Source organism: Vreelandella xerophytica (assembly GCF_968048975.1).
In genome coordinates this window covers 2,918,541-2,938,991 of the sequence record NZ_OZ309106.1, presented here as the reverse complement: position 1 = coordinate 2,938,991, position 20,451 = coordinate 2,918,541, and the positions used below count along the sequence as shown (strand labels likewise).

The window sequence follows — 20,451 nt, the reverse complement described above, 5'->3', positions numbered from 1 at the left end:
TATCTATTTGGCGAGAGGACCACGCTATTGCAGCCTTCATTCGCATGCGCACTGCCGGGTGATACGCATGCGCCAGTATGATTGCAACCGGCAAAACATGCAGGCGTGCGACTTTTGGATATGCTGCCAAATTTTGCTTTGCTCTCAGCAGAAACAATGAGGTAGATTCACTTCTTGGGGCAGCATAACCTCAATCAATGTGCCGGCGCGTTTATTGAGGTTATGTAGCCTTCCGTATAATCACTGTTAGGGCTCCAATCTCACATATAAGTATCGATAGACCTGAAGTGGAGTATAGGAAATAAGATGAGCGAAATTATCGATTCTCCAAAGACAGTACTTGCTGAAATGAAGGAATTCTTCAAAGAAAGTACTAAAGGATTGTTTTCATTCTCAAGAGAGGAATTTTTTGAATATGAGAAAGGGGTTTATGGGCTTTTAATCGCAAAATCTAGCAAAAGAATTTCTGCAGCTCTGGGCATACAAAAAGAAGTCTTGGTGTTAATTACAAACTTTCAAACGTTGCAAGTTAGAACTATACACGCTGCAAAAAAAGTAATAGATGAAGGCGAAGGAAGATTTGAATCCAATATGGCTATTGTGGTTCACCAAGATGTGAACGGAGACATGAATCTTAAGAACTGGGGGCGAGAGTTAGGTATTTCTATTTTGCCGGTTCTCTACAAAGGCAACCTTCCCGAAGGAGAGGAATTAGAGCGCGTTCTTTGCTACGAATTGTATTCGCATGACCCATTTGACGTTACAGGGCCAGTATCAAATGATGCTCAATTTTATGGCCGAAGAACAGAAGCGCAGGATCTAGCGAGAAAGCTTCAGCTCGGGCAAATTAGATCGTTGCTTGGCGTAAGGAAAATAGGAAAAACTTCGATAATTAACCGAATAATAAGTGAGCTCGAGAACTATGAATGTATTTCGATAATGATTGACTGCTCTCGAGATGAAATTTGGTCAATGAATTCAGTTCAGTTGATGGAGGCAGTCGCTTTAAATGTGCAATCTGCCGTAGATAATAATGAAAAGTATGTCAGGCTGGAGTTGCCAGAAAAATACTCCAATAAATTATACGAGAGTACGAAGTTACTAGAGAAATCCTCTGTGGACGCTGGCAAACCCATAATACTTTTGTTTGACGAAGTCGATTATATAACCCCGTCCTCGCCAACATCACATGAATGGAAAGAAGAGTTCAATAAATTCTGGCGAAATCTTCGAGTTGCCTACCAAGAAATGGGAAGATCAGATGGAATACTTTCCATTGTCATAGGCGGGGTTTCAAGTAAATGGTTTACAGTAGGCGATATCAATGGCGTAGAAAATTCTGTTTTATCTTTTATCCCTGAAGAATATTTAAGCCCGCTTCCACGAGGAGCATCTTCGGCCATGATAAGAAAAATTGGAAGGATGGCTGGGCTTGGATTTTCAGAAAAGGCGGCAGAATTGGTGGCCCAAGAATCAGCAGATATGCCTTATTGGATAAGAAAAATGTGTTCCTACATCCATCGAAATATATCTGTTGATTCCAGGCCAATCACTATCGATGTGGATCGCGTTCAACCATTATTAGAGACTTACATAAACAATGAAGGTGCTGCTATAGCAGAGGTTGCTTTGCGACACCTGTTCGGAATATACCCAGAGTTGAGGGATGGGTTCGATCATGTGGTAAAAAACCCTTTGTCCGAATTGAATCCTAGAACCAAGAATATTTTAATCCGATATGGACTAATTAAGGACAGAGCCGGTCCGGAGGTTGCCGGGAACATGGTTAGGGAAGGATATTTAATGTTGCAGGAGTATAACTCATCTGATGAAGCTATACCTGTAATTAGGGGTGAGTTAGATAAAAGTCAAATAGAATTATCGGTTGGTGAGTGGGCAGATGAAATTGCAGCCATTAGCAAAAGAAGAAACATCCTAGAAAGAAAATTTCGAGAGATTACCTTAAACTTTATTAAGATGGACAGTTTCTCGAACTCTACAAAAAAATCATCTAAAGATCGAATTTTAGCTGTATTGCCTGAAAAACAAAGGGTCTCCTTTTCTCATATGAGTGCTGATGAAATTATCCAAAAATACTGCTGGACGGATCTTGTCAAATTACTTTCAACAAAGGAGTGGCAGCTTTTTGAGAAAATAATTGGGGATAAAAACGCATTTAATTTGAACGCAAGCGTTATAAATGACAGGCCAGATGCGCATGCAAAGAATGTAGATGCAGCAGATTTCGCTATGTATAGACGATCATTGAAATTTATGGAAGATATTCTAGCGAAACTGGGTTAAAGCCCTAACAAAGCCAGGTTGGCGGACCTCCTTTCAGTCGGCCGCAACTGGCGGCGTTAAGCTCAAAGGACATAGAACATGGTATCCCTATTCGAACACCAGGATTCACAAGAGTTTTTAAATCGTGCTTACTCTCTGCTTATGGCCGAAGCAGACAGAGGATGTGTTCTTCTTGGGGTTTCGATGTTGGATGAAGAGCTTACTACAATGTTCAAATCTCGCTTGCCAGAGGATACAAGCAGTACTCGGAAAAAAGCGATATTTGACGGGAAGGGCGCGTTTGGCACCCTATCTTCCAAACTGGATATTGCATTTGTTTGCCAAGTTCTTCCTGAAGATCTAGTCAACTGCATACATCGCCTGCGAAAGCTGAGAAATGATTTGGCTCACCAGACGTCACCTTTCACTATTCAAGAAAACTTGGAAACCATATTCGAAATATTTGAAAAGGTAAGTGGGAACCTCGCTGCTGGAATAGCGCACATGTCCGGTGAGTTTGTCTACCAGACATTTTTGCAAAAAATTATGGATACTAACCACCCTCTGGATGAAGGCAAAAAACTCTTCGAGTCTCAAGAAGAAGCAATATCGTACCTGGAGCAGAACGACGAAATAAAAACAACGTTGGTAGAGCAAAGAATAAAAATTATGTTTGTAATAGGTATTGCTTGCCTTGGAGCGCTTATCATTTTTCACAGAGAAAAACATTTAGGTATGATCGAAAATAAAGCCTAACAAGTGCAGGCTGTCGGACAAATTACTCGCTGTGCTCGCAATTTGCCGCAGCTGCAGGCGTTAGCTGTCAGATCTCCAGAGCCTCAGGGGCTTGTCAGTCGTCGGCGCATTCCAACGATAAATACCATCCCAGAACGCTTCAGCTTGTCTCGTGGTTTCCCTTTAGTTGATGTGAGAGAGGTCGGGGTCGAAGATCAGCGACTGATGCGCCGCGCCCCCGGCTATGACGCCCGCTGCTGCAGCAAGGGTCGCGTTTGGCATTGGGCTTGCCAGGTCACCGGCGGCGAAAACGCCTGGGACCGCCGTTGCCTGCATCTCGTTGACGTCGAGATATGGGCCGGTGGGCCCGGCCTTTGTCGCGCAGCCCAGTTGTTCTGCGATATCGCTGGCAAGGGTGGTTTGGGGTACAAGAAACAACCCCGCCAGCGGGATTTCACGCCCGTCGGCAAGCTTCGCGGCGGTGAGCGTGGGCGCCGGTCCGAGCAGGCCCGTAATCGGCGTTATCTCGATGTTTACACCACGTGCGTAAAGTGCCTGATGTTGTTCCGGCGTGGGCGTTATGGCGCCTTGAGTAAATAATGTGGTTGGGCCCCAATCGGGAAGCAGCATCGCCTGGTGTATCGCTATGTCGTTTCTCGCCAACACCCCCACAGGTTGTTGGTTCAATTCGTAACCGTGGCAATACGGGCAGTGCAGCACCGTCGTCCCCCAACGCTCTGAGAGGCCCGGTAGATCGGGCAGGGTGTCTCGAACACCATAAGCCAGAATCAGTCGGCGCGACACGATATTGCCTGCCTCCCTCAGCGAGACCCTGAACCCACCATCCTGTTGATATGCCGCTACGGCCTCGTCATCCACGACGCTTACGGTTGGATACGCGCTTAACTCGTTGCGCAACGCCTCCTTGATCTGTGCCGGGCGCCGGCCGTCTTGGCCCGGAAACCCGTGCGAAGACATTGCAAATCGATTGCGCGGCGCGCCGTCGTCGATAATTAATACGCTGCGGCGGGCGCGGGCCAACTGCATGGCTGCCGACAGCCCCGCAAAGCTGCCCCCGATGATGATCACCTCATGATCCATGATAACCCCTGCCTTTATGCTTAACGAAACATGTAGAGTTACATGAAGAGGCGGCCAAGGCAATACATGAAACTTTATTTATTACGTGATGCCTGCTAGGGTCCTGGCTTTACAGATAACGAACGTGAAATGGATACCACCTATGCCTCGCGATCTTCGCATGTCCCGCCTATTGCACGTGCTGATTCACATGGACCGCCATGTGCATCGTGCGACGTCGGATGATATATCCAGGATGATCGCTACCAACCCCGTGGTGGTGCGTCGGATGATGAGCGGGCTGCGTGAGCGCGGGATTGTCACGTCGGAGAAGGGGCATGGGGGTGGCTGGAAACTGGTACAGCCGCTTTCAGAGATCACGTTGGGCACCATTTATGAAGCAGCAGGTGCGCCGTCTATATTCAATATCGGACCCAAGGCCGAGCCGGCCGAATGCCTGGTCGAACAGGCGGTGGATGCCCAGTTGAACACCACGCTACAGGCAGCTGAAGCGAGCCTACTAGCGCAATTCTCGAAGATAAGTGTTGAAGACCTGGCCCAGGATTTTGAGCGCCGCACTGCCGAACAACAACAGACATCATGACGCGTCTGTGACACCACCCCTGCCCACTGCGATGCTGTTTATACGCAGTGGCGTGACGGGACCATTCGCGGCGTCATGGGCATTACGTGCCTTACCCGGTTAACGAAACAGCGAACGCACGACGTCTGGCAAGACTTCCTGACCTATATGGACAGTACGCCGCCGGTGTTACCGGAACCCGCTATCGAGTAACGCCTTAATCCTGTAAATAATCTCCTGATCAATGCCTTACTCGCTCAGGCCTACCTTCGCCATGAAGGCGATGGCATCCACTGTCTTGTCCTTCTAACCGATGATCGCACCGAGTAGCGTCGCCTTGACGCCTGCCATGTTGTTGGCATTAGCGCAGATGGAAGGGCAGGGTTCGAGCCAAGTAGCTATCGCCTCAAAGCCAATCTTCTACTCGAAGCCCAGGCACGCGATTAAACTCACGCAAGTTATTGGTGACCAGAATCAACCCTCTTGAGCGAGCATGCCCGGCAATCATCTGATCATAGGGGCCGATGGGGGTGCCCGCTTTGGCCAGCTCGCTTCGTAGCTCTCCACTGTGGTAGGCGGCGCCAGGGTCGTAGTCGAGTACTTCCAGTCGGGCTGCGAATCCCTCTATCACACTTAAATTTTTCTCGGGAGAAGCGGATTTCTCCGCACCGTACACCAATTCCATTAGTGTCACGGTACTGATGCAAATCTGCTCGCTATGCTGATTAAAGGTCTCGCGAACATGAGCCGGTTTATGTTTGATGGTAAAAATGCAGATATTCGTATCGAGCATGTACTTAAGCATCAAAACGCCTCACGTTCCTGCTCAACGGGCTGCTCGCGTTCACCCAGAAAGTCTGCGGTGACGCTTGGGCCGTCGAACCAGCTGTCCCACGCTTCACCTGCGGGCGTAATCAAGCGCGCTCGACCCACTGCAATCACATCAACACGTGTAACGCCCTCCGGTAGCGCGAGCGATTTAGGCATGCGCACCGCTTGGCTACGATTACTTTTAAACACCGCTGCTTTTTCCATGGCCGCCTCCTTTTCAGTACTGTCGTTACTTGCTATATGCACGTAGCATGATTTCTATAGTTTGATCGCATTTTGGGATATGTCAAAGGGATATACATTATGCAAAAAGTGAGAATTGACCTGGTGTCCGATGTTGCCTGCCCGTGGTGCGCCATCGGCTACCGCCGTTTGGAACAAGCGCTGGAAACCTTGAAGGGTGAGATCGAAGTCGAACTTCACTGGCAGCCCTTCGAGCTCAACCGCGACATGCCGCCCGAAGGCGAGCCCATTCTGGAGCACCTGTGCCGCAAGTACGGCAAGGATGCAGCCACCATGGAGCAGTCCCAGCGTGAGATCATGGCAGTGGCCGAAGAGCTTGGCTTGAATTTCCGTGGCGCCGTGGAGCGCCGGGCGAACAATACCTTCGATGCCCACCGGGTGCTGGCGTGGGCCGCCACCCAAAACTGCGAGACGCCCCTGCAACTGGCCCTGTTCGAGGCCTACTTTGGTGAGGCCAAAAATCCGGCAGACCCGGAGGTGCTACGCGAGAAGGCGATTGAGGTGGGGCTTGATGGCGACGCCGCCGAGGCTATCGCCCGCTCGGATCAGTACGCGGATGAAGTGCGCGCGGCCGAGCAGCGGTTCATGGATGCTGGAGTAAGTGCGGTGCCGGGCATCATCCTCGACGGCCGCTACCTGATTTCAGGCGCCCAGCCCGCGGATGTGCTGGTCGATGCGCTGCGACAGGTGGCCGAGGAAAACGCCAGCCCCAATCCATAATGAGGATTATCACTAATGACGATGCATAATCCGCCGCATCCTGGTGAATTCATTCGCGAGGTATATTTGGAGCCTTTCGGCATCAGTTCTCGTCAGCTGGCTTCCAGCCTGGGCGTTGCGGCGTCCACCTTTTCTCGGCTGCTCAAGGGGCAAAGCGGAATTAGCCCTGAAATGTCGTTGCGTCTGTCCAAGGTGCTTGGGCGTACGCCTGAAAGTTGGTTGGCGATGCAGGATACGTATGATCTGTGGGTCGCTCGTAGTACGGTCAATCTGGATGACATTTATCCCCTGGATTTCGAAGCAGCGTAACCCTTGGCGGTTTGCCAGCGTTCCTGGTTGAATGTTTTTGCACACTGCGACGTCTGGCCTTGAACACTTAAGTTGATCAGAAGCGGCGAAACGCCAAAGCGCTTCGCCGTTCGCATTTTTACTCGCTAAGCCCCACCTTCTCCATAAACGCCCGCGCATGCACATCCACCGCCTTGATGGCGCTGACGACCTGCTGCGGCGTGAGTTCGTACGCCAGGTTGTGGCTCGATTCGCCTTCTTTCAGCGCGGCCTCGGCGACGCGGAATAAATCGTCGTCACTGGCTTCGTCGAGCTTGAGCGCCTTCAGCGTAACCGGAAGGCCCAGCGCCAGGTACAGGTCCAGGTACTCTTCCAGTTCTGCCTGCGGGGTCTGGTCGAGAATCAACTGCGCCATGGTGCCGTAGGCGACTTTTTCGCCGTGGGTCAGGCCGTGGATCTCGCCGTGCAGGGCGGTAAAGCCGTTGTGAATGGCGTGGGCGCCTGCCAGGCCGCCGCTTTCGAAACCGAGGCCGCTGAGCAGGGTGTTGGCTTCCACCACGGCCTCGAACGAGGGCGTGACGATCTGCGCCTGGTTCGCCTGGTAGGCGAGCATGGCGTGCTCGAAGAGGATCTCTTCGCACTTCTCGCCAATGGTCGCGCCCAGAAGCGTGGACTTGCCGCCGGCCATGTTGTTGGCGTTGGCACGAATGGCGGCGCGCGCCTCGACCCAGGTGGCCAGCGCATCGGCAATGCCGGAGGCTAAAAAGCGCGGCGGCGCCTTGCAGATAATGCCGGTATCCACCAGCACCAGGTTGGGGTTCTTGTCGAAAAAGCGGTAGGACTCGAACTCGCCTTCATCGTTGTAGATGACCGAGAGCGCACTGGTCGGCGCATCGGTAGACGCCGTGGTCGGCAGTACGGCACAGGCGGCTTTGAGCTCGTCGGCCACACCCTTGGCGGTGTCGATCGTCTTGCCGCCGCCGAAGCCGATGACCACTTGCGCTTGTTGCTGGCGGCCCAGTTCACTAATGCGCTCGATCTCGCGGCTGGAGGCCTCACCTTCGAACACCACGCGCTCGAAACTCACGCCTTCGCTTTCCAGACTGTCGCTGAGCTCTTTACCGGCAATCTCCCAGACCACGTCGTCGGCGATCAACAGGGCCTTTTTGCCCAGCGCTGACACGTAGTGACCGGCGCGAGCCGTCACACCTTCACCCTGAACGTAGCGGGCCGGGCTGATGAAGACTTTCTCGTTGGTGGCTTCCATGGCAAATAGTCCTGTACGTAGAGTGAATTGTGCCCCCAGTGTAGACAGTGAATTGTCGATGACGCTCGCGCTGATTCGACGAAAGTGTAATGAATTGTCGTTGGCTTGATTGACGGCAATAAAAACCCCGCGCAGGGGCGGGGTGTGATGGGGTCAGGGCAGATAAAAGACTACTTCAAGAACTCGCGAAGCACGTCGCTGGCCTGATCGATGGAGAGCACGCCGTCCAGATGTCCGCGGTTGCCTTTCAGGGTTTCCAGCACGACCTCATTGCCCTGGCCTCTGATCAATTGTGCGGTGCGGCGCACGCCTTCCGGCGCAAAGACCTGGTCGCGTTCGCTGTAAAGCATCAACGTGGGTGCGGCTATCGCTCGAAGCCCCTCGACGAAGGAGTCGCCGTGGCCCGCCACGAAGGTCTGGTTGGCGCGCACCAGGTAGAGCAGGTGGTTGGCATCGGCGGTGTCGGCGCGGGCCTCGGCCAGTTCATCGAGAGTCTGCTCGATGGCGTAGCGGGCGTTGATGTCCTGAGCCGGGTCGCGGTCGCTCTCGGCCCAGTCGCGGTTGAAGGTTCTGTTCACCCAGCGCGGGTGGTTGGCGTTGAGTGTGACAAGCTTCAGTGCTTCTTTCAGCCCGTCGGTGGGTGGCTCGCCGTCGTAGTAGTCGCCTTCGTTCCAGTTGGCGTCCAGGCGAATCGGCGCGGCCCAGGAACTGAGCGTGGCCACAAGCCAAGGGTCGGCGGCGCCGCTGCCAATTACCGACACCAGCCGTTCGACTCGGTCAGGGTAGGCGCTGGCCCACTCGATGGCTTGAAGCGCCCCCATGGAGGGCCCCATGACCGCGTAAAGCGATTCGATGCCCTGGCTTTCCAGCAGCGCGCGCTGCACTTCGACGAAATCGCGGATGGTCACGACCGGGAAGTCCATGCCCCAGGGGGTGTTGGTCTCGGGGTTGATGGTGGCGGGGCCGGTGGTGATCACATTGGGGTCGAACGCATTCAGGTTCACCAGCGTATCGGACGAGATGATATAGAATCTATCGGTATCCAGCGGCTTGCCCGGCCCGATGATCGCGTCCCAGTAGCCGGTCATCGGGCCGTTGGCCTCGTAGCGGCCCGCCGCGTGGCTGGTGCCGGAAAAGAAGTGGGTGATCAAAATGGCGTTGTCGCGGGCTTCGTTGAGTTCGCCGTAGGCTTCCCAGCCGACCTTGACTTCCGGAATGGTCTCGCCATTTTGCGTGGTGAAGTTCTCGAGTTCGAACGTCTGTTTCTCGACAAGGCCATCCCAGGCCCAGAGAGGAGAGGCGATCATAAGGCCAAGGCTCGCTATCATGGAAACGTAAGGTGGTAGGCGTCGCATGGGGCTTCCTTGTATGAGTTGTTGTGGTTATTGTCAGCCGCGGTCGCGACCTTTTTTCAGGATAGCCGCTGCTTGCGCAGTGTGAGTGATTTAACGTGTGAACGAATCTAGCGTTTGAGGTGGGGTCGTTACTGACAAAGCCTCAAGGCGATGCAAATAACCGCAGGGATGCATCATGAACCTACTCTTTCTCGGTACCTCCGCTGGCGTGCCTACCAGGGCGCGCAACGTCACCGGCATTGCGCTTCGCGAAGACAAGGGCAAGGGCTGGTACCTGGTCGATTGCGGCGAGGGCACCCAGCATCAGGTGCTGCAAACGAAGCTCTCGCTCAACGCCTTGAAAGCCATTCTGATTACTCATGTGCACGGCGACCACTGCTACGGGCTACCGGGGCTTTTGGCGAGCGCGGCGATGAACGGGCGAACGGCGCCGCTGACCCTCGTCGCCCCGGCGGGCATCCAGGCGTGGCTGGCGGCAACGTTCGAGGCCACCCAGCTTGGCTTGCCGTTCGAGGTGATATTTATCGATGCCGATACGCTGCCGTACGTGACCTTCGAGCGTATCGCCGTGACCACTTCATGCCTTTCGCACGGAGTTCCCTCTTATGCCTACGGCTTTATCGAGCGCAAGGTGGACGCCGAACTGAACGTCGAGAAGCTGACGCAAAAAGGCGTGCCACGAGGGCCTTTGTGGGGGCAGTTGAAGCACGGGCACGACATCGAGCTTGCGGGCGAAACCCTGAAAAGCCATGACTACTTGATCGTCAGAAACGCGCCGCGCAAGGTGGTGGTTGCCGGTGACAACGACCGGCCGGAGCTACTGCGTGAGGCGTGCGCGGACGCCCAGGTACTGGTACACGAAGCCACTTACACCCAAGAGCTGGCCCAGAAGGCGGGCGAGGTAGGGCATAGCTATGCAAGACAGGTCGCCGAATTTGCCGAGGCGGCCGGCTTGCCGAATCTGGTGCTGACTCACTTCAGTCCGCGTTATCAGCTCCACGCGGACGCGATCTCCTCGGTCGAAGAGATCCGTCAGGAGGCGAGGGGCGTTTACGCCGGTGCGCTTTACCTGGCGAGGGATTTCGCCGAGTTCAGCCTGGACAAGAGGGGCGACGTCTCCGAAGTGGTGAAGGGTCAGTAGTGATAGCGGCAAGAGATGATGGTAAGCGCACCTGCACCAACGGCGTAAACTAGACGGTTGGCATCGCCGTTGAGCTTGTTGATTCGCTTTAACGTTTTCTGGTTACCGCCACTTGAACGGATTCAGCCCATTGGCCTGCATCATCATCATGCGCTTGGCAAACGGGAAGCGCTCGGCCAGGTGCAGGCTGAAATCGCCCAGCTGGCGTAGCGGTCTGGCGCCGGTGAACAGATGATGAAAGCTGTCGGTAGCGGCGATCATGGCCTGGTTGGCCAGGCGACGCTGCCACTCGAAGCGTTGTAGCGAAGCGCTGTCTCCCGCATCTCCATGATTCAGAATCAGCTCGGCGAGTGTGTCGGCGTCGTGCAGGCCGATGTTCAGACCCTGGCCTGCCAGCGGGTGTACCACGTGGGCCGCATCGCCGATCAGGGCCAGTCGGTTGGCGGTGTAACGCCGGGCGTGCTGGCGTTTGATGGGGAAGCTGGCGCGGGCGTTGATGTGGGTAATGCCGCCCAGGCGCTTGGGGAAGGCGGTTTCGATGGCCCGCTTCAAGGCGTCATCATCCAGGGTTTCGCGGGCCTGGGTCGCGGTCTCCTTGTCGTACCACACAAGCGACGCGCGTTGGCCGGGCAAGGGCAGCATGGCCAGCGGCCCGTTGGGCGTGAAGCACTGCCAGCTGACATCCTGCTGGGGCAGGGCGGTTTCCACGTTGATGATCATCGCCCGCTGGTGGTAGTCATGGGTCAATACACCAATACCGGCCAGTTCGCGAAGCTGCGAGCGGGCGCCGTCGGCCCCTACCACCAGCTCGGCGCTCAGGGTCTGGCCGCTGGCAAGTTCCACCATACGTGTTTGGTGGCCGGCAAGCGTCGACACCACCGTGGTGTCGGTGTAGAGCGTCACGCAGGGCATGGTTTTCAGACGCTGCCACAGGGCGTGCTGAAGCGCGATGTTCTCGATGAAAATACCGAACTGTTCGAGATCGCTGTCCTTGGCGGAGAACAGGCTGTGCCCCGAGCCTTCCTGGTTCCAGACCTCGATATGGCGAAATGCGCAGGTGCGATCATGGGGGAGCACCGTATGACTTGCCTCGATAAACGCAAGCGAGCGCGCGTTCAGCGACGAGATCCGCAAGTCGAAATCGCCTTCCGGCGCCTTGGGGGCGCCGCCGCGCTCGATGAGGGCGACGCGCTTGCCCGCCTGGCCCAGCCGGGCGGCGAGGGCTGCCCCCACCATGCCCCCGCCAACAATGATGATATCGTGATCCTTTTGCATGAGGCGCTCCTTGAATGCGTCGTCGGCACCGGTCAAGTACGTTGCATGTGCCTGGAATGTCCTACAGTATCGTCGAGATAGGGGAAACTTGCCTAGGGTGAACAATTGACGCAGGCCGTGGAAATGCAAGAAAGGGTGGCGCAGGCGGGGATTGAGCTGGCTCGCTTTATCGAACAGCACCCCAAGCTCTGGATGATTACCGGTGCGGGCGTGAGTACCGACAGCGGCATTCCCGACTATCGCGATGAAGCGGGTCAGTGGAAACGGTCGCCGCCGGTGCAGCACGGGGATTTCATGGCATCCAGCGCCGTGCGCCAGCGCTACTGGGCGCGGGCCTTGATCGGTTTCAAGGCGCTGGGCGAAGCGCAGCCCAGCGGCGCGCACCAGGCGCTGGCCGCGCTGGAGGCCATGGGCTATATCGACCGGCTGGTCACCCAGAACGTGGACCGGCTGCACCAGCGCGCCGGCTCACGCCGGGTGATCGACCTGCACGGCCGCGCGGATCTGGTCAAGTGCATGCGCTGTGGCTATCAGATGATGCGCCATGCCATGCACAGTGAAATGGCGCGCATGAACCCCACCTTCGCCGCGCTGGAGGCTCTTCAAGCCCCGGATGGCGATGCCGATCTGGAAACGGATTTCAGCACGTTTCGGGTCTTCGACTGCCCGCGCTGCCACGGCATTCTCAAGCCCGACGTGGTCTATTACGGTGATGTGGTGCCGGTAGAACGGCGGCTGGCGGCGGAGGCGGGGCTCAAGAATGCTCAGGCGGTGCTGGCGGTAGGCACCTCATTGATGGTGTTTTCAGGCTACCGTTTCTGTCGTGAAGCCCACGCCATGGGGCTGCCGATCGCTTCGCTTTCGCTGGGCGTCACCCGGGCGGATGCGCTGCTCACTCACCAGTGGCGGGCGCCACTGACCCCCGTTTTAACGTATGCCGTCGAACGTCTGGCGTCTTCTCAGCGTGCCTTGGATACCCAGGGGTTGTCCGCCAGCCAGAACCGCCAGGGCGCGTCGCGGTCGTCGGGTTCGGCGTAGTCGATGCCCACCCGAGGGCCGCTGGCAATCGGCAGATGATGGCGCTCCTCACTTACCCAAAGCTTCTCCGCGCGGGTCATGTCGTGGCCGTACAGCGCCTTGTCCACGCCAAGGGCCCGGGTCAGCTTGCCCGGGCCGTTGCACAGCTGTCTTCCCGCCATGCTGCGCCGCTCGCGCATTGCCTGCTCGTTGAGCACCGGCTCCACGGCGCGCACCAGCACCGCGCAGGGCGAACCTTCCGGCTCGGTCACGATATTGAGCAGCCAGTGCATGCCATACACCAGATACACATAGGCGTGGCCGGGCTCGCCGAACATCGCCGCCGTGCGCGGCGTCAGCCCGCTGTGGGCGTGGCAGGCGGAGTCGTGAGCGCCGCAGTAGGCCTCGGTTTCCACGATGCGGGCCGCCATCAAGGCACCGTCTGTTTCACGTACCAGCCAGCAGCCCAGCAGGTCGTTGGCAACGGCCAGGGTGTCGCGCCGGTAGAAGTCGCGGGAAAGAGGCAGCAAGGACCGTTCGTTCAAGGATCGTTCAGGCAGTGATGACATTATCTCGCCGCATACTTGAGTGAACTGCTAGGGTATTGGTAGACCACATCGAATGAAAGAGGGAGACCACCATGCTGACCTTCGAACACGGCTACAAGACACTGCCCGCGCCACTGTGGGCCGACTGCCCGCCAACCCCGGTCGAAACGCCCACCTTGATTGCCTTCAATCGGGCGCTGGCGGGCACGCTGGGCGCTTCGGACGTACCGAATGACGAGACGCTGGCCCAGTGGTTCAGCGGCAATACGCTGCCGCCAGGCGCCGAGCCGGTTGCCCTTGGCTACGCAGGCCACCAGTTCGGCAATTTCGTGCCGCAATTGGGCGACGGCCGGGCGCTGCTGCTGGGCGAAGTAATGGATTCTCAAGGCCAGCGTCGGGATATTCAGCTCAAGGGTAGCGGGCGTACGCCGTTTTCCCGCGGGGGCGATGGCCGCTCGCCGCTGGGGCCGGTACTGCGCGAGTATCTGGTCAGCGAGTTCATGGCCGCAGTTGGCGTACCCACCACCCGGGCGCTGGCGGCGGTGGCCAGCGGCGAGCAGGTGCGCCGCCAGTTGCCGGAACCCGGTGCGGTATTCACCCGGGTGGCCAGCAGTCACGTGCGCGTGGGCACCTTTCAGTTTGCCGCCGCCGGTCGCGACGAACAGACCCAGAAAGCCCTGGCGGATTACGTGATTCAGCGCCACTACCCGGAGGCGGCTCAAGCGGAAGACCCCTACCTGGCCCTGCTTGAAGCCGTGGTGGCCCGCCAGGCGGTGTTGATTGCGCGCTGGATGAGCCTGGGCTTCATTCACGGCGTGATGAATACCGACAACACCAGCGTGGCCGGGGAAACCATCGACTACGGCCCCTGCGCCTTCATGGAGCAGTTCGACCCGCGCAAGGTGTTCAGCTCCATCGATCAGGGCGGGCGTTACGCGTTCGAGAACCAGCCGGCCATCGCCCAGTGGAACCTGGCCCGCTTTGCCGAAACGCTGCTGCCATTGATGAAGGCCGAAGGCGAGGATGCCGTCACGCAGGCAACGGAGGCGATCCGGCACTTCAGCAAGGTATTTACCACCGAACAGCGCTGGCTGCACGCCGACAAGCTGGGGCTCGAAGCGCAAAGCGAGCAAGGCCAGACCTTGATGGAAGGGCTGGAAACCCAGATGCACCAGGGCCGGATGGACATGACCGCCACCTTCGATGCGCTGACCCAGTACGCCGCCTCGCCGGAAGCCGCAAGGCGTGACGCGCTGCTTGCCCTGACCAGCCAGCCCGAGAAGCTGGGCACCTGGCTTGAAGACTGGCAGGCCGCGCTGGCCACCGACAAGGATAGCCAGCGCCTTGAGGCCATGCGCCGCGCGAACCCGATCATCATTCCGCGCAATCACCGCGTGCAGGAAGCGATCATGGCGGCCTATGACGGCGACTACGGCCCGTTCAACACCCTGCTTGAGGTCGTGACACATCCGTATGACGACTCGGCCGAGGCGCGCCGCCTGGCAGCTCCGGCGACCAGCAGCGAACAGGTGTTGAGGACATTCTGCGGCACCTGAGCGGTCATAGGGTGTGATAAACTGTGGTTTTTTACAGGTGGGCGGGTAGCCGGTGCGCAAAATCATCCACTGCGACTGTGACTGCTTTTATGCGGCGGTAGAAATGCGCGACAACCCCGCGCTCCAGGATATTCCCATCGCCATTGGCGGGAGTGTCGAGCAGCGCGGGGTGGTCGCGACCTGTAATTACCCCGCGCGCGAATATGGTATTCACTCTGCCATGCCCATGGGGCAGGCGCTCAAGCGTTGCCCTCATCTCAAGATCATTCGTGGCGACATGGCCAAGTACAAGGAGGTCGCCCGCCAGGTGTTTGCCATCTACCGCGAGCTGACCGACCTGATCGAGCCGCTCTCGCTGGATGAGGCGTTTCTGGATGTCTCCGAGGTCACGCAGTTCAAGGGGAGCGCCACGCTCATGGCCAAGGCCATTCGCGACAAGGTGCGTCGGGAAGTGGGAATCACCGTCTCGGCAGGCGTGGCCCCCAACAAGTTTCTCGCCAAGATTGCCAGCGACTGGAACAAGCCCGACGGGCTCTGCGTGATCGCCCCGGACGATGTCGAGCGTTTCGTGACGGCGCTGCCGGTCAAGAAGATTCACGGCGTGGGGCCGCGCACCGCCGAAAAGATGGCGGGCCTGGATATTCACACCTGCGCGGATCTACGCGTGCGGCCCTTGACCGAGTTGATCGAGCATTTCGGGCGCTTTGGCAAGCGCCTGCACGAGCTAAGCCGTGGCCATGACGAGCGGCCGGTGAAAACCCATCGCGAGCGAAAATCGATCAGTACCGAGCAGACCTACTCTCAGGATCTGCCCACCCTGCAGGCGTGTCGGCGGGAACTGCCTGAGCTTTTAAACGACCTGGAGCGCCGCTATGCGCGCCTGGACCCGCCCCTGGCGGTGAAAGGGCTGATGGTGAAGGTGAAATTCAATGATTTTACCCAGACCACCGTCGAGCACGCCGACCCGGCGCCGAACATGGCGCAGTTCGAGACGCTGCTGAACGTGGGTTGGGCCCGCGGGGAACGTCCTGTTCGCCTGCTGGGGGTCGGGTATCGGCTGGCCGATGGCGCGCCGGATACCCAGCTTTCGCTATTTTAGACCTGGGCAACGTTTACCATTGACGACGCATCCGACAGTGATTAAAACAGCTGTATGATCGATAGCGGCCTAAGGGCTGCTCCGCGCCCGGACAATGACCTGCTGCCAATAACAGATAACAGAGCCCCTTTATGACGCTTTCCCGCCCTTCGCTCGTTTTTGCCCATGCCAACGGTTTTCCCGGCTCCAGCTATCGAAGCCTGCTCGAGCCGCTCAGCGAGCGCTTCGATCTCCAGCCGATCGACCGGGTGGGGCATCATCCGCAGTATCCCGTGAACCGCAACTGGGCCAATCTGGTGGAGGAGCTTTTACACTACCTGCCTCGCCAGACGAAGGTGCTGGGGGTGGGGCACTCGTTGGGCGGCACGTTGATGGCCATGGCCGCGCTGCGCGCACCGGAGCGTTTTCACGGGGTCGTCATGCTTGACCCGCCTTTGATGCTGGGCGTGGACGCCTGGGCGATGAAGGCGGCCAAGCGCTTTGGCTTTGTGGATCGTATTACCCCGGCAGGTAAAACCCGGGGGCGGCGCAGCGTGTGGCCCAGCCGCGAGGCAATGACCACCTCGCTCAAGCGCCGCGGGCTCTTTCGACGCTTTACCGTCGAGGCACTTAACGACTATGTTGAAACAGGTACCCGGCTACTCGACGACGGCCAGGCCGAGTTGGTCTTCGAGCCGCGCATCGAGGTGGAGATATTTCGTAATCTGCCGGATCATCTCTCGAGGCGGCTGAAAAAACTTCAGGTACCGGTCGAAATTGTCGCAGGTGAGCGCTCGGATCTGCTGACCGCCGGGCGCATTCGCCGACTGGAGCGTCAAGGCATGACGGTGAGTCGCGTGCCGGGCGGGCACATGTTCCCCATGGAGCACCCCGACGAGACCCGCGCGGCCATACTCGCCGCCTGGCAGCGGTTTGAAACGTTCTGACCGTGCCGTTTTAAAGTCCGAACAAGGAGAGCGCCCATGTATCTTTCCGTACAGCTGAGCTACTACCCATTGGCCGACGATTTCAAGCCGGTGGTGAAAGAGGTGGTCAAACGCCTGCAGGACACTGGCCTGGAGGTGCATCCCAACCGCATGAGCACCCAGGTGTTCGGCGAGTTCGACGCCGTGATGGCCTCGCTGAGCGATATCATGAAATGGTCCTTCGAAACCCATGGAAAAGCCGTGTTCACGGCGAACTTTCTCGAAGGGGATCGTCGACCGCGTGATTGAGGTTTACCTGCAAAAACGCCGCCCCATGGGGCGGCGTTTTGCGTTCCGGTCGTGCCAGGCCGGATTAGATCAGTGACTCCAGGCAGGATTCGATGATATCCAGCCCTTCGTTCAGCACGTTGTCTTCGATGGTGACCGGCATCAGAAAGCGGATAGTGTTGCCGTACATGCCGCAGGAGAGCAGGATCAACCCCTCTTCCCGGGCTTTTTTGCACAGCGCACCGGCAAGTTCGGCGTTCGGCGTGCGCTCGTCTTTATCGGAGACCAGCTCGAAGGCAGCCATGGCTCCCATGTTGCGGGCATTGTCGATGCAGTCGAACTTCGCCTGCCACTGGCCAAAGCGTGCGGCGAGCTTGTCGCCCAGCGCCTGGCTTTTCTCGAGAATGTTCTCTTCTTCGAATACCTCGAGTACCGCCAGGGCTGCGGCGCAGGCGGTGGGGCTGCCGGTGTAGGTGCCGCCCAGGGAGTTGGGGCCCGAGGCGTCCATGATCTTGTCGGTGCCGACGATGGCCGAGATCGGCATGCCGTCGGCCATGCTTTTGGCCATGGTCATGATGTCCGGCTCGACGCCGCTGTGCTCGATGGCAAACATCTTGCCGGTGCGCCCAAAGCCCGACTGCACTTCATCGACGATCATCAGAATGCCCAGCTCATCGCAGATGGCGCGAATTCTTTCCAGAAACGAGGTCGGGGCCGGGTAGAAGCCGCCTTCGCCGAGTACGGGTTCGAGCACGATGGCGGCGGTGTTCGTCGGGCCGGCGTCGGATTTCAAGGCCATCATCAGACCGCGAATCGCTTCGTCTTCGCTGACGCCGTGATAGGGCACCGGGTAGGGCGCGCGAAACACGGTGCCGGGCATCGGGCCGAAATCGGTCTGGTAGGGGGCGACCTTGCCGTTCATGGCCATGGTGTAGAAGGTGCGGCCGTGATAGCCGCCGTCGAAGCAGATCACGTTGGAGCGGCCAGTGGCCGCGCGGGCGATCTTGACGGCGTTTTCCAGCGCTTCGGCGCCGGAGTTGGCCAGCATCACCTTGGCGCTGCCGCGCACCGGCACGACCTGGCTGAGTTTTTCAGCCACTTTCACGTAGCCTTCGTAGGGCATGACGGTCTGGCAGGTGTGCATGACCTTATCAAGCTGGTCTTTTACCGCGGCGACCACTTTGGGATGGCGGTGGCCAATGTTGAGCACACCGATACCGCCGGCAAAATCGATGAACCGGTTGCCGTCGGCATCCCAGATCTCGGCATTCTCGGCCCGGGCGGCAAAGGCAGTGGCGGGGCTTGCCGCGCCGGCTGCTACATATTTCTGTTTTAGCGCGTTCAGCTCGGCATTGGTCATGGCTTGGCTCCTCAAGCGTTGGGCGTAAATCACGGGTGTGGGGTTAGCACGGTTGTGGGGTTAGCATAGTACGCCTGCGCCGTTATTTACATCTTGCCTGTCCATCTTGCCGGGACAGCCTGCTAGGCCACGGTGACCCGATTACGTCCTCGCTCCTTGGCCTGGTACATGGCCTGGTCGCCGCGCTCGAGAAGCTCCTCTCCAGAGGAAATCGGGGTGCTGGCCACGCCGGCCGAAAGGGTCACGCTGAGCTGGTGTTCGGTAAAGGGCTGGCTTTCCACCAGCGTGCGAAGGCGTTCGGCCGCCGTCTTTGCCTCCGCATCGCTGGTTTCGGGCATGATGATCAAGAACTCTTCCCCTCCCAGGCGTACCTGCATGTCGGTATCGCGAAGCGCCGATGCCACGGCGCGGGTCACCTCGGTCAGCACCGCATCCCCCGTGGCGTGCCCGTAGGTGTCGTTGACCGTCTTGAAGTTATCCAGATCGAACATGACGATACTGAGTTCGCCGCCGTATCGCCGGCAGCGCTTGAGTTCCTCATCCAGGTATTGGAGCCCGGCCCGGCGATTCAAGAGCCCGGTGAGGCTATCGTGGCTGGCAAGGTGATCCAGGCGCTCATTGGCCTCTCGCAGACGCTCTTCAAGTCGCTTGCGCTCGGTGATATCGATGATGAAAGTGACCTTGCGGGCTTTGCCATCGTCACCTTCCACGCGGGCGGCCTCGGCAATGATGGTGCGTAACTCACCGTTCTTGCAGCATACTTCCCACTCCTGGCGCAGCTCCGTCGGCTCAGCGCCTTGCAGAAACTCATCGTGCATGGCGCTTGCCTTTTCTCGATAGGCAAGCGGCACCATGGCGGTAAAGTGCTGGCCGATCAACTCTTCCTGGGTATAGCCGTAAAAATCACAGTAAGCCGGGTTGACCAGCTCGAAGTGGCCTTCTGGACCGGTAATACAGATACCGACCGGTGCGGTATTCAGAACGCTCCAGGCATTTCGCTTGGAACGTTTAATCATTTCCTGCAGATGATCGGCCGAGACCTCAATCATTCACTGCTCCAGGTTTGAGAGTGCGAGAGACGCCTCTCGCAGGGCCACGAGTCGTGGCGTAAGGTCCTCACCCAAAGAATTGATGGCGGGTTTGGCATAAAAGAAGCCTTGTTGACGCGTGATACCTGCGCGCGCAAGCCATAACGCTTCAGCATGTGTCTCGATGCCCTCGGCAATCAAGGTGATATCAAGTTCGCGTCCCAGAGTGATGACGGCCTTGAGCAGCGCCTGACGACGGGGGTCCTGGTCGCAGTTCATCACGATTTCACGATCGATTTTAAGTCTGTCCGGGGCCAGGTCGGTCAATAGATCCAGATTGGCGTAGCCGTTACCGAAATCATCGATTGCGGTCTTGAACCCCATGTTTTTATAGGCGTCGATAATATTGGCCAGGTGCTGGCGGTCGCTGACACGCTCGGTCTCGGTAATTTCGAACACCAGACGTTCAGCCGGCCAGCCCACGCGTTGGGAGACTTCAAGCGTGGCCTGAATGCAGGCATAGGGTTCGTATACTGCATTAGGCAGAAAATTGATGGAGAGATCGGTTTTCATACCCAGTTCGCTTGCCATTTCAATGGCCTTCACGCGACAGGCCTGATCAAAACGGTAGAGCAGATCATCGGTGACCTGAGAAATGATGCCCCACGCCGACTCGCCGTTGACCCCCCGTACCAGTGCTTCAAAGGCGACGACCTGTGCCTTGGATATATCCACAATGGGTTGAAACGCCATGGTGAACTCGAAGGGGAGTTCCCCATCGCAACGATTACAACGTCCTTCCACCCGAGCGCAGTTACTCATGAAACTCTCTCTTTAAGCCCTTGATTC

Annotated in this window: 21 protein-coding genes; 11 read left to right on the top strand and 10 right to left on the bottom strand. The window is 57.7% G+C overall.

The window, feature by feature from the left end:
* The first annotated feature begins 306 nt into the window (after window positions 1-306).
* On the top strand, window positions 307-2,304 hold the full coding sequence (locus ACWF8S_RS13700) for an AAA-like domain-containing protein (RefSeq protein WP_447553918.1): 1,998 nt from the start codon (window positions 307-309) through the stop codon (window positions 2,302-2,304).
* A 78-nt stretch (window positions 2,305-2,382) separates the two neighbouring features.
* Window positions 2,383-3,039 carry a hypothetical protein gene (locus tag ACWF8S_RS13695; protein ID WP_447553916.1) on the top strand — a complete coding sequence of 219 codons (657 nt, stop codon included), beginning with the start codon at window positions 2,383-2,385 and terminating at the stop codon, window positions 3,037-3,039.
* A 162-nt stretch (window positions 3,040-3,201) separates the two neighbouring features.
* Here the strand turns inward: ACWF8S_RS13695 and ACWF8S_RS13690 are convergent, their stop codons facing one another.
* Window positions 3,202-4,119 (bottom strand): NAD(P)/FAD-dependent oxidoreductase, encoded by a 918-nt coding sequence (locus tag ACWF8S_RS13690; RefSeq protein ID WP_447553914.1) that lies wholly within the window; start codon window positions 4,117-4,119, stop codon window positions 3,202-3,204.
* Between the two features lie 142 nt (window positions 4,120-4,261).
* On the opposite strand from ACWF8S_RS13690, the gene ACWF8S_RS13685 reads away from it, so the two are divergent.
* Window positions 4,262-4,702: an RrF2 family transcriptional regulator gene (locus ACWF8S_RS13685; RefSeq protein WP_447553913.1), complete on the top strand. Its 441-nt coding sequence runs from the start codon at window positions 4,262-4,264 to the stop codon at window positions 4,700-4,702.
* Window positions 4,703-5,087: 385 nt separating this feature from the next.
* Here the strand turns inward: ACWF8S_RS13685 and vapC are convergent, their stop codons facing one another.
* Window positions 5,088-5,486 carry a type II toxin-antitoxin system tRNA(fMet)-specific endonuclease VapC gene (gene vapC / locus ACWF8S_RS13680; RefSeq protein WP_447553912.1) on the bottom strand — a complete coding sequence of 133 codons (399 nt, stop codon included), beginning with the start codon at window positions 5,484-5,486 and terminating at the stop codon, window positions 5,088-5,090.
* The gene (gene vapB / locus ACWF8S_RS13675; RefSeq protein ID WP_447553911.1) at window positions 5,486-5,716 is read right to left on the bottom strand and encodes a type II toxin-antitoxin system VapB family antitoxin; all 231 of its coding nucleotides are present in this window, start codon (window positions 5,714-5,716) and stop codon (window positions 5,486-5,488) included. Before vapB ends, vapC begins: the two co-directional genes overlap by 1 nt.
* 99 nt (window positions 5,717-5,815) lie before the next feature.
* Here vapB and ACWF8S_RS13670 point away from each other — a divergent pair, with 99 nt between their 5' ends.
* Together ACWF8S_RS13670 and ACWF8S_RS13665 are read left to right on the top strand one after the other, a co-directional pair.
* Complete coding sequence (locus ACWF8S_RS13670; RefSeq protein WP_447553909.1) at window positions 5,816-6,475, top strand: DsbA family oxidoreductase; 660 nt, start codon at window positions 5,816-5,818, stop codon at window positions 6,473-6,475.
* A gap of 15 nt (window positions 6,476-6,490) precedes the next feature.
* A complete protein-coding gene (locus tag ACWF8S_RS13665) occupies window positions 6,491-6,784 on the top strand; it encodes a HigA family addiction module antitoxin (protein ID WP_447553908.1) in 294 nt (97 codons plus the stop codon).
* Window positions 6,785-6,902: 118 nt separating this feature from the next.
* On the opposite strand, the gene ACWF8S_RS13660 is transcribed toward ACWF8S_RS13665, so the two are convergent.
* Window positions 6,903-8,030 (bottom strand): glycerol dehydrogenase, encoded by a 1,128-nt coding sequence (locus ACWF8S_RS13660; RefSeq protein WP_447553907.1) that lies wholly within the window; start codon window positions 8,028-8,030, stop codon window positions 6,903-6,905.
* Between the two features lie 170 nt (window positions 8,031-8,200).
* A complete protein-coding gene (locus ACWF8S_RS13655) occupies window positions 8,201-9,385 on the bottom strand; it encodes an E22 family MetX-like putative esterase (protein WP_447553906.1) in 1,185 nt (394 codons plus the stop codon).
* A 175-nt stretch (window positions 9,386-9,560) separates the two neighbouring features.
* Between ACWF8S_RS13655 and ACWF8S_RS13650 the strand changes: the two genes are divergently transcribed.
* The gene (locus ACWF8S_RS13650; RefSeq protein WP_447553905.1) at window positions 9,561-10,526 is read left to right on the top strand and encodes a ribonuclease Z; all 966 of its coding nucleotides are present in this window, start codon (window positions 9,561-9,563) and stop codon (window positions 10,524-10,526) included.
* A gap of 102 nt (window positions 10,527-10,628) precedes the next feature.
* Here ACWF8S_RS13650 and ACWF8S_RS13645 read toward each other — a convergent pair whose 3' ends face one another.
* Window positions 10,629-11,801 (bottom strand): UbiH/UbiF/VisC/COQ6 family ubiquinone biosynthesis hydroxylase, encoded by a 1,173-nt coding sequence (locus ACWF8S_RS13645; RefSeq protein ID WP_447553903.1) that lies wholly within the window; start codon window positions 11,799-11,801, stop codon window positions 10,629-10,631.
* Between the two features lie 123 nt (window positions 11,802-11,924).
* Between ACWF8S_RS13645 and ACWF8S_RS13640 the strand changes: the two genes are divergently transcribed.
* Window positions 11,925-12,839: an NAD-dependent protein deacetylase gene (locus ACWF8S_RS13640; RefSeq protein ID WP_447553902.1), complete on the top strand. Its 915-nt coding sequence runs from the start codon at window positions 11,925-11,927 to the stop codon at window positions 12,837-12,839.
* On the opposite strand, the gene ACWF8S_RS13635 is transcribed toward ACWF8S_RS13640, so the two are convergent.
* Complete coding sequence (locus tag ACWF8S_RS13635) at window positions 12,761-13,387, bottom strand: DNA-3-methyladenine glycosylase (protein ID WP_447553901.1); 627 nt, start codon at window positions 13,385-13,387, stop codon at window positions 12,761-12,763. The genes ACWF8S_RS13640 and ACWF8S_RS13635 overlap by 79 nt on opposite strands.
* A gap of 71 nt (window positions 13,388-13,458) precedes the next feature.
* On the opposite strand from ACWF8S_RS13635, the gene ACWF8S_RS13630 reads away from it, so the two are divergent.
* From ACWF8S_RS13630 to ACWF8S_RS13615, 4 genes are all read left to right on the top strand, one after another.
* Window positions 13,459-14,922: a protein adenylyltransferase SelO gene (locus ACWF8S_RS13630; RefSeq protein ID WP_447553900.1), complete on the top strand. Its 1,464-nt coding sequence runs from the start codon at window positions 13,459-13,461 to the stop codon at window positions 14,920-14,922.
* A 52-nt stretch (window positions 14,923-14,974) separates the two neighbouring features.
* Window positions 14,975-16,021 (top strand): DNA polymerase IV, encoded by a 1,047-nt coding sequence (dinB, locus tag ACWF8S_RS13625; protein WP_447553899.1) that lies wholly within the window; start codon window positions 14,975-14,977, stop codon window positions 16,019-16,021.
* Between the two features lie 131 nt (window positions 16,022-16,152).
* Entirely contained in the window at window positions 16,153-16,947 is a 795-nt protein-coding gene (locus ACWF8S_RS13620) for an alpha/beta fold hydrolase (RefSeq protein WP_447553898.1), read from the top strand.
* 36 nt (window positions 16,948-16,983) lie between these two features.
* A complete protein-coding gene (locus ACWF8S_RS13615; RefSeq protein WP_447553897.1) occupies window positions 16,984-17,235 on the top strand; it encodes a YkoF family thiamine/hydroxymethylpyrimidine-binding protein in 252 nt (83 codons plus the stop codon).
* A 64-nt stretch (window positions 17,236-17,299) separates the two neighbouring features.
* Here ACWF8S_RS13615 and gabT read toward each other — a convergent pair whose 3' ends face one another.
* The 3 genes from gabT to ACWF8S_RS13600 form a co-directional block, all read right to left on the bottom strand.
* Window positions 17,300-18,574 carry a 4-aminobutyrate--2-oxoglutarate transaminase gene (gene gabT / locus ACWF8S_RS13610; protein ID WP_447553896.1) on the bottom strand — a complete coding sequence of 425 codons (1,275 nt, stop codon included), beginning with the start codon at window positions 18,572-18,574 and terminating at the stop codon, window positions 17,300-17,302.
* Between the two features lie 122 nt (window positions 18,575-18,696).
* The gene (locus tag ACWF8S_RS13605; protein ID WP_447553895.1) at window positions 18,697-19,623 is read right to left on the bottom strand and encodes a diguanylate cyclase; all 927 of its coding nucleotides are present in this window, start codon (window positions 19,621-19,623) and stop codon (window positions 18,697-18,699) included.
* A complete protein-coding gene (locus tag ACWF8S_RS13600; protein WP_447553894.1) occupies window positions 19,624-20,424 on the bottom strand; it encodes an EAL domain-containing protein in 801 nt (266 codons plus the stop codon).
* Window positions 20,425-20,451 lie beyond the last annotated feature (27 nt).

What these genes read in the sequence shown, in the direction of transcription:
- ACWF8S_RS13700 (WP_447553918.1), top strand. Translation starts at nt 307, where the DNA reads ATGAGCGAAATTATCGATTCTCCAAAGACAGTACTTGCTGAAATGAAG.
- ACWF8S_RS13695 (WP_447553916.1), top strand. Translation starts at nt 2,383, where the DNA reads ATGGTATCCCTATTCGAACACCAGGATTCACAAGAGTTTTTAAATCGT.
- ACWF8S_RS13690 (WP_447553914.1), bottom strand. Translation starts at nt 4,119, where the DNA reads ATGGATCATGAGGTGATCATCATCGGGGGCAGCTTTGCGGGGCTGTCG.
- ACWF8S_RS13685 (WP_447553913.1), top strand. Translation starts at nt 4,262, where the DNA reads ATGCCTCGCGATCTTCGCATGTCCCGCCTATTGCACGTGCTGATTCAC.
- vapC (WP_447553912.1), bottom strand. Translation starts at nt 5,486, where the DNA reads ATGCTTAAGTACATGCTCGATACGAATATCTGCATTTTTACCATCAAA.
- vapB (WP_447553911.1), bottom strand. Translation starts at nt 5,716, where the DNA reads ATGGAAAAAGCAGCGGTGTTTAAAAGTAATCGTAGCCAAGCGGTGCGC.
- ACWF8S_RS13670 (WP_447553909.1), top strand. Translation starts at nt 5,816, where the DNA reads ATGCAAAAAGTGAGAATTGACCTGGTGTCCGATGTTGCCTGCCCGTGG.
- ACWF8S_RS13665 (WP_447553908.1), top strand. Translation starts at nt 6,491, where the DNA reads ATGACGATGCATAATCCGCCGCATCCTGGTGAATTCATTCGCGAGGTA.
- ACWF8S_RS13660 (WP_447553907.1), bottom strand. Translation starts at nt 8,030, where the DNA reads ATGGAAGCCACCAACGAGAAAGTCTTCATCAGCCCGGCCCGCTACGTT.
- ACWF8S_RS13655 (WP_447553906.1), bottom strand. Translation starts at nt 9,385, where the DNA reads ATGCGACGCCTACCACCTTACGTTTCCATGATAGCGAGCCTTGGCCTT.
- ACWF8S_RS13650 (WP_447553905.1), top strand. Translation starts at nt 9,561, where the DNA reads ATGAACCTACTCTTTCTCGGTACCTCCGCTGGCGTGCCTACCAGGGCG.
- ACWF8S_RS13645 (WP_447553903.1), bottom strand. Translation starts at nt 11,801, where the DNA reads ATGCAAAAGGATCACGATATCATCATTGTTGGCGGGGGCATGGTGGGG.
- ACWF8S_RS13640 (WP_447553902.1), top strand. Translation starts at nt 11,925, where the DNA reads ATGCAAGAAAGGGTGGCGCAGGCGGGGATTGAGCTGGCTCGCTTTATC.
- ACWF8S_RS13635 (WP_447553901.1), bottom strand. Translation starts at nt 13,387, where the DNA reads ATGTCATCACTGCCTGAACGATCCTTGAACGAACGGTCCTTGCTGCCT.
- ACWF8S_RS13630 (WP_447553900.1), top strand. Translation starts at nt 13,459, where the DNA reads ATGCTGACCTTCGAACACGGCTACAAGACACTGCCCGCGCCACTGTGG.
- ACWF8S_RS13620 (WP_447553898.1), top strand. Translation starts at nt 16,153, where the DNA reads ATGACGCTTTCCCGCCCTTCGCTCGTTTTTGCCCATGCCAACGGTTTT.
- ACWF8S_RS13615 (WP_447553897.1), top strand. Translation starts at nt 16,984, where the DNA reads ATGTATCTTTCCGTACAGCTGAGCTACTACCCATTGGCCGACGATTTC.
- gabT (WP_447553896.1), bottom strand. Translation starts at nt 18,574, where the DNA reads ATGACCAATGCCGAGCTGAACGCGCTAAAACAGAAATATGTAGCAGCC.
- ACWF8S_RS13605 (WP_447553895.1), bottom strand. Translation starts at nt 19,623, where the DNA reads ATGATTGAGGTCTCGGCCGATCATCTGCAGGAAATGATTAAACGTTCC.
- ACWF8S_RS13600 (WP_447553894.1), bottom strand. Translation starts at nt 20,424, where the DNA reads ATGAGTAACTGCGCTCGGGTGGAAGGACGTTGTAATCGTTGCGATGGG.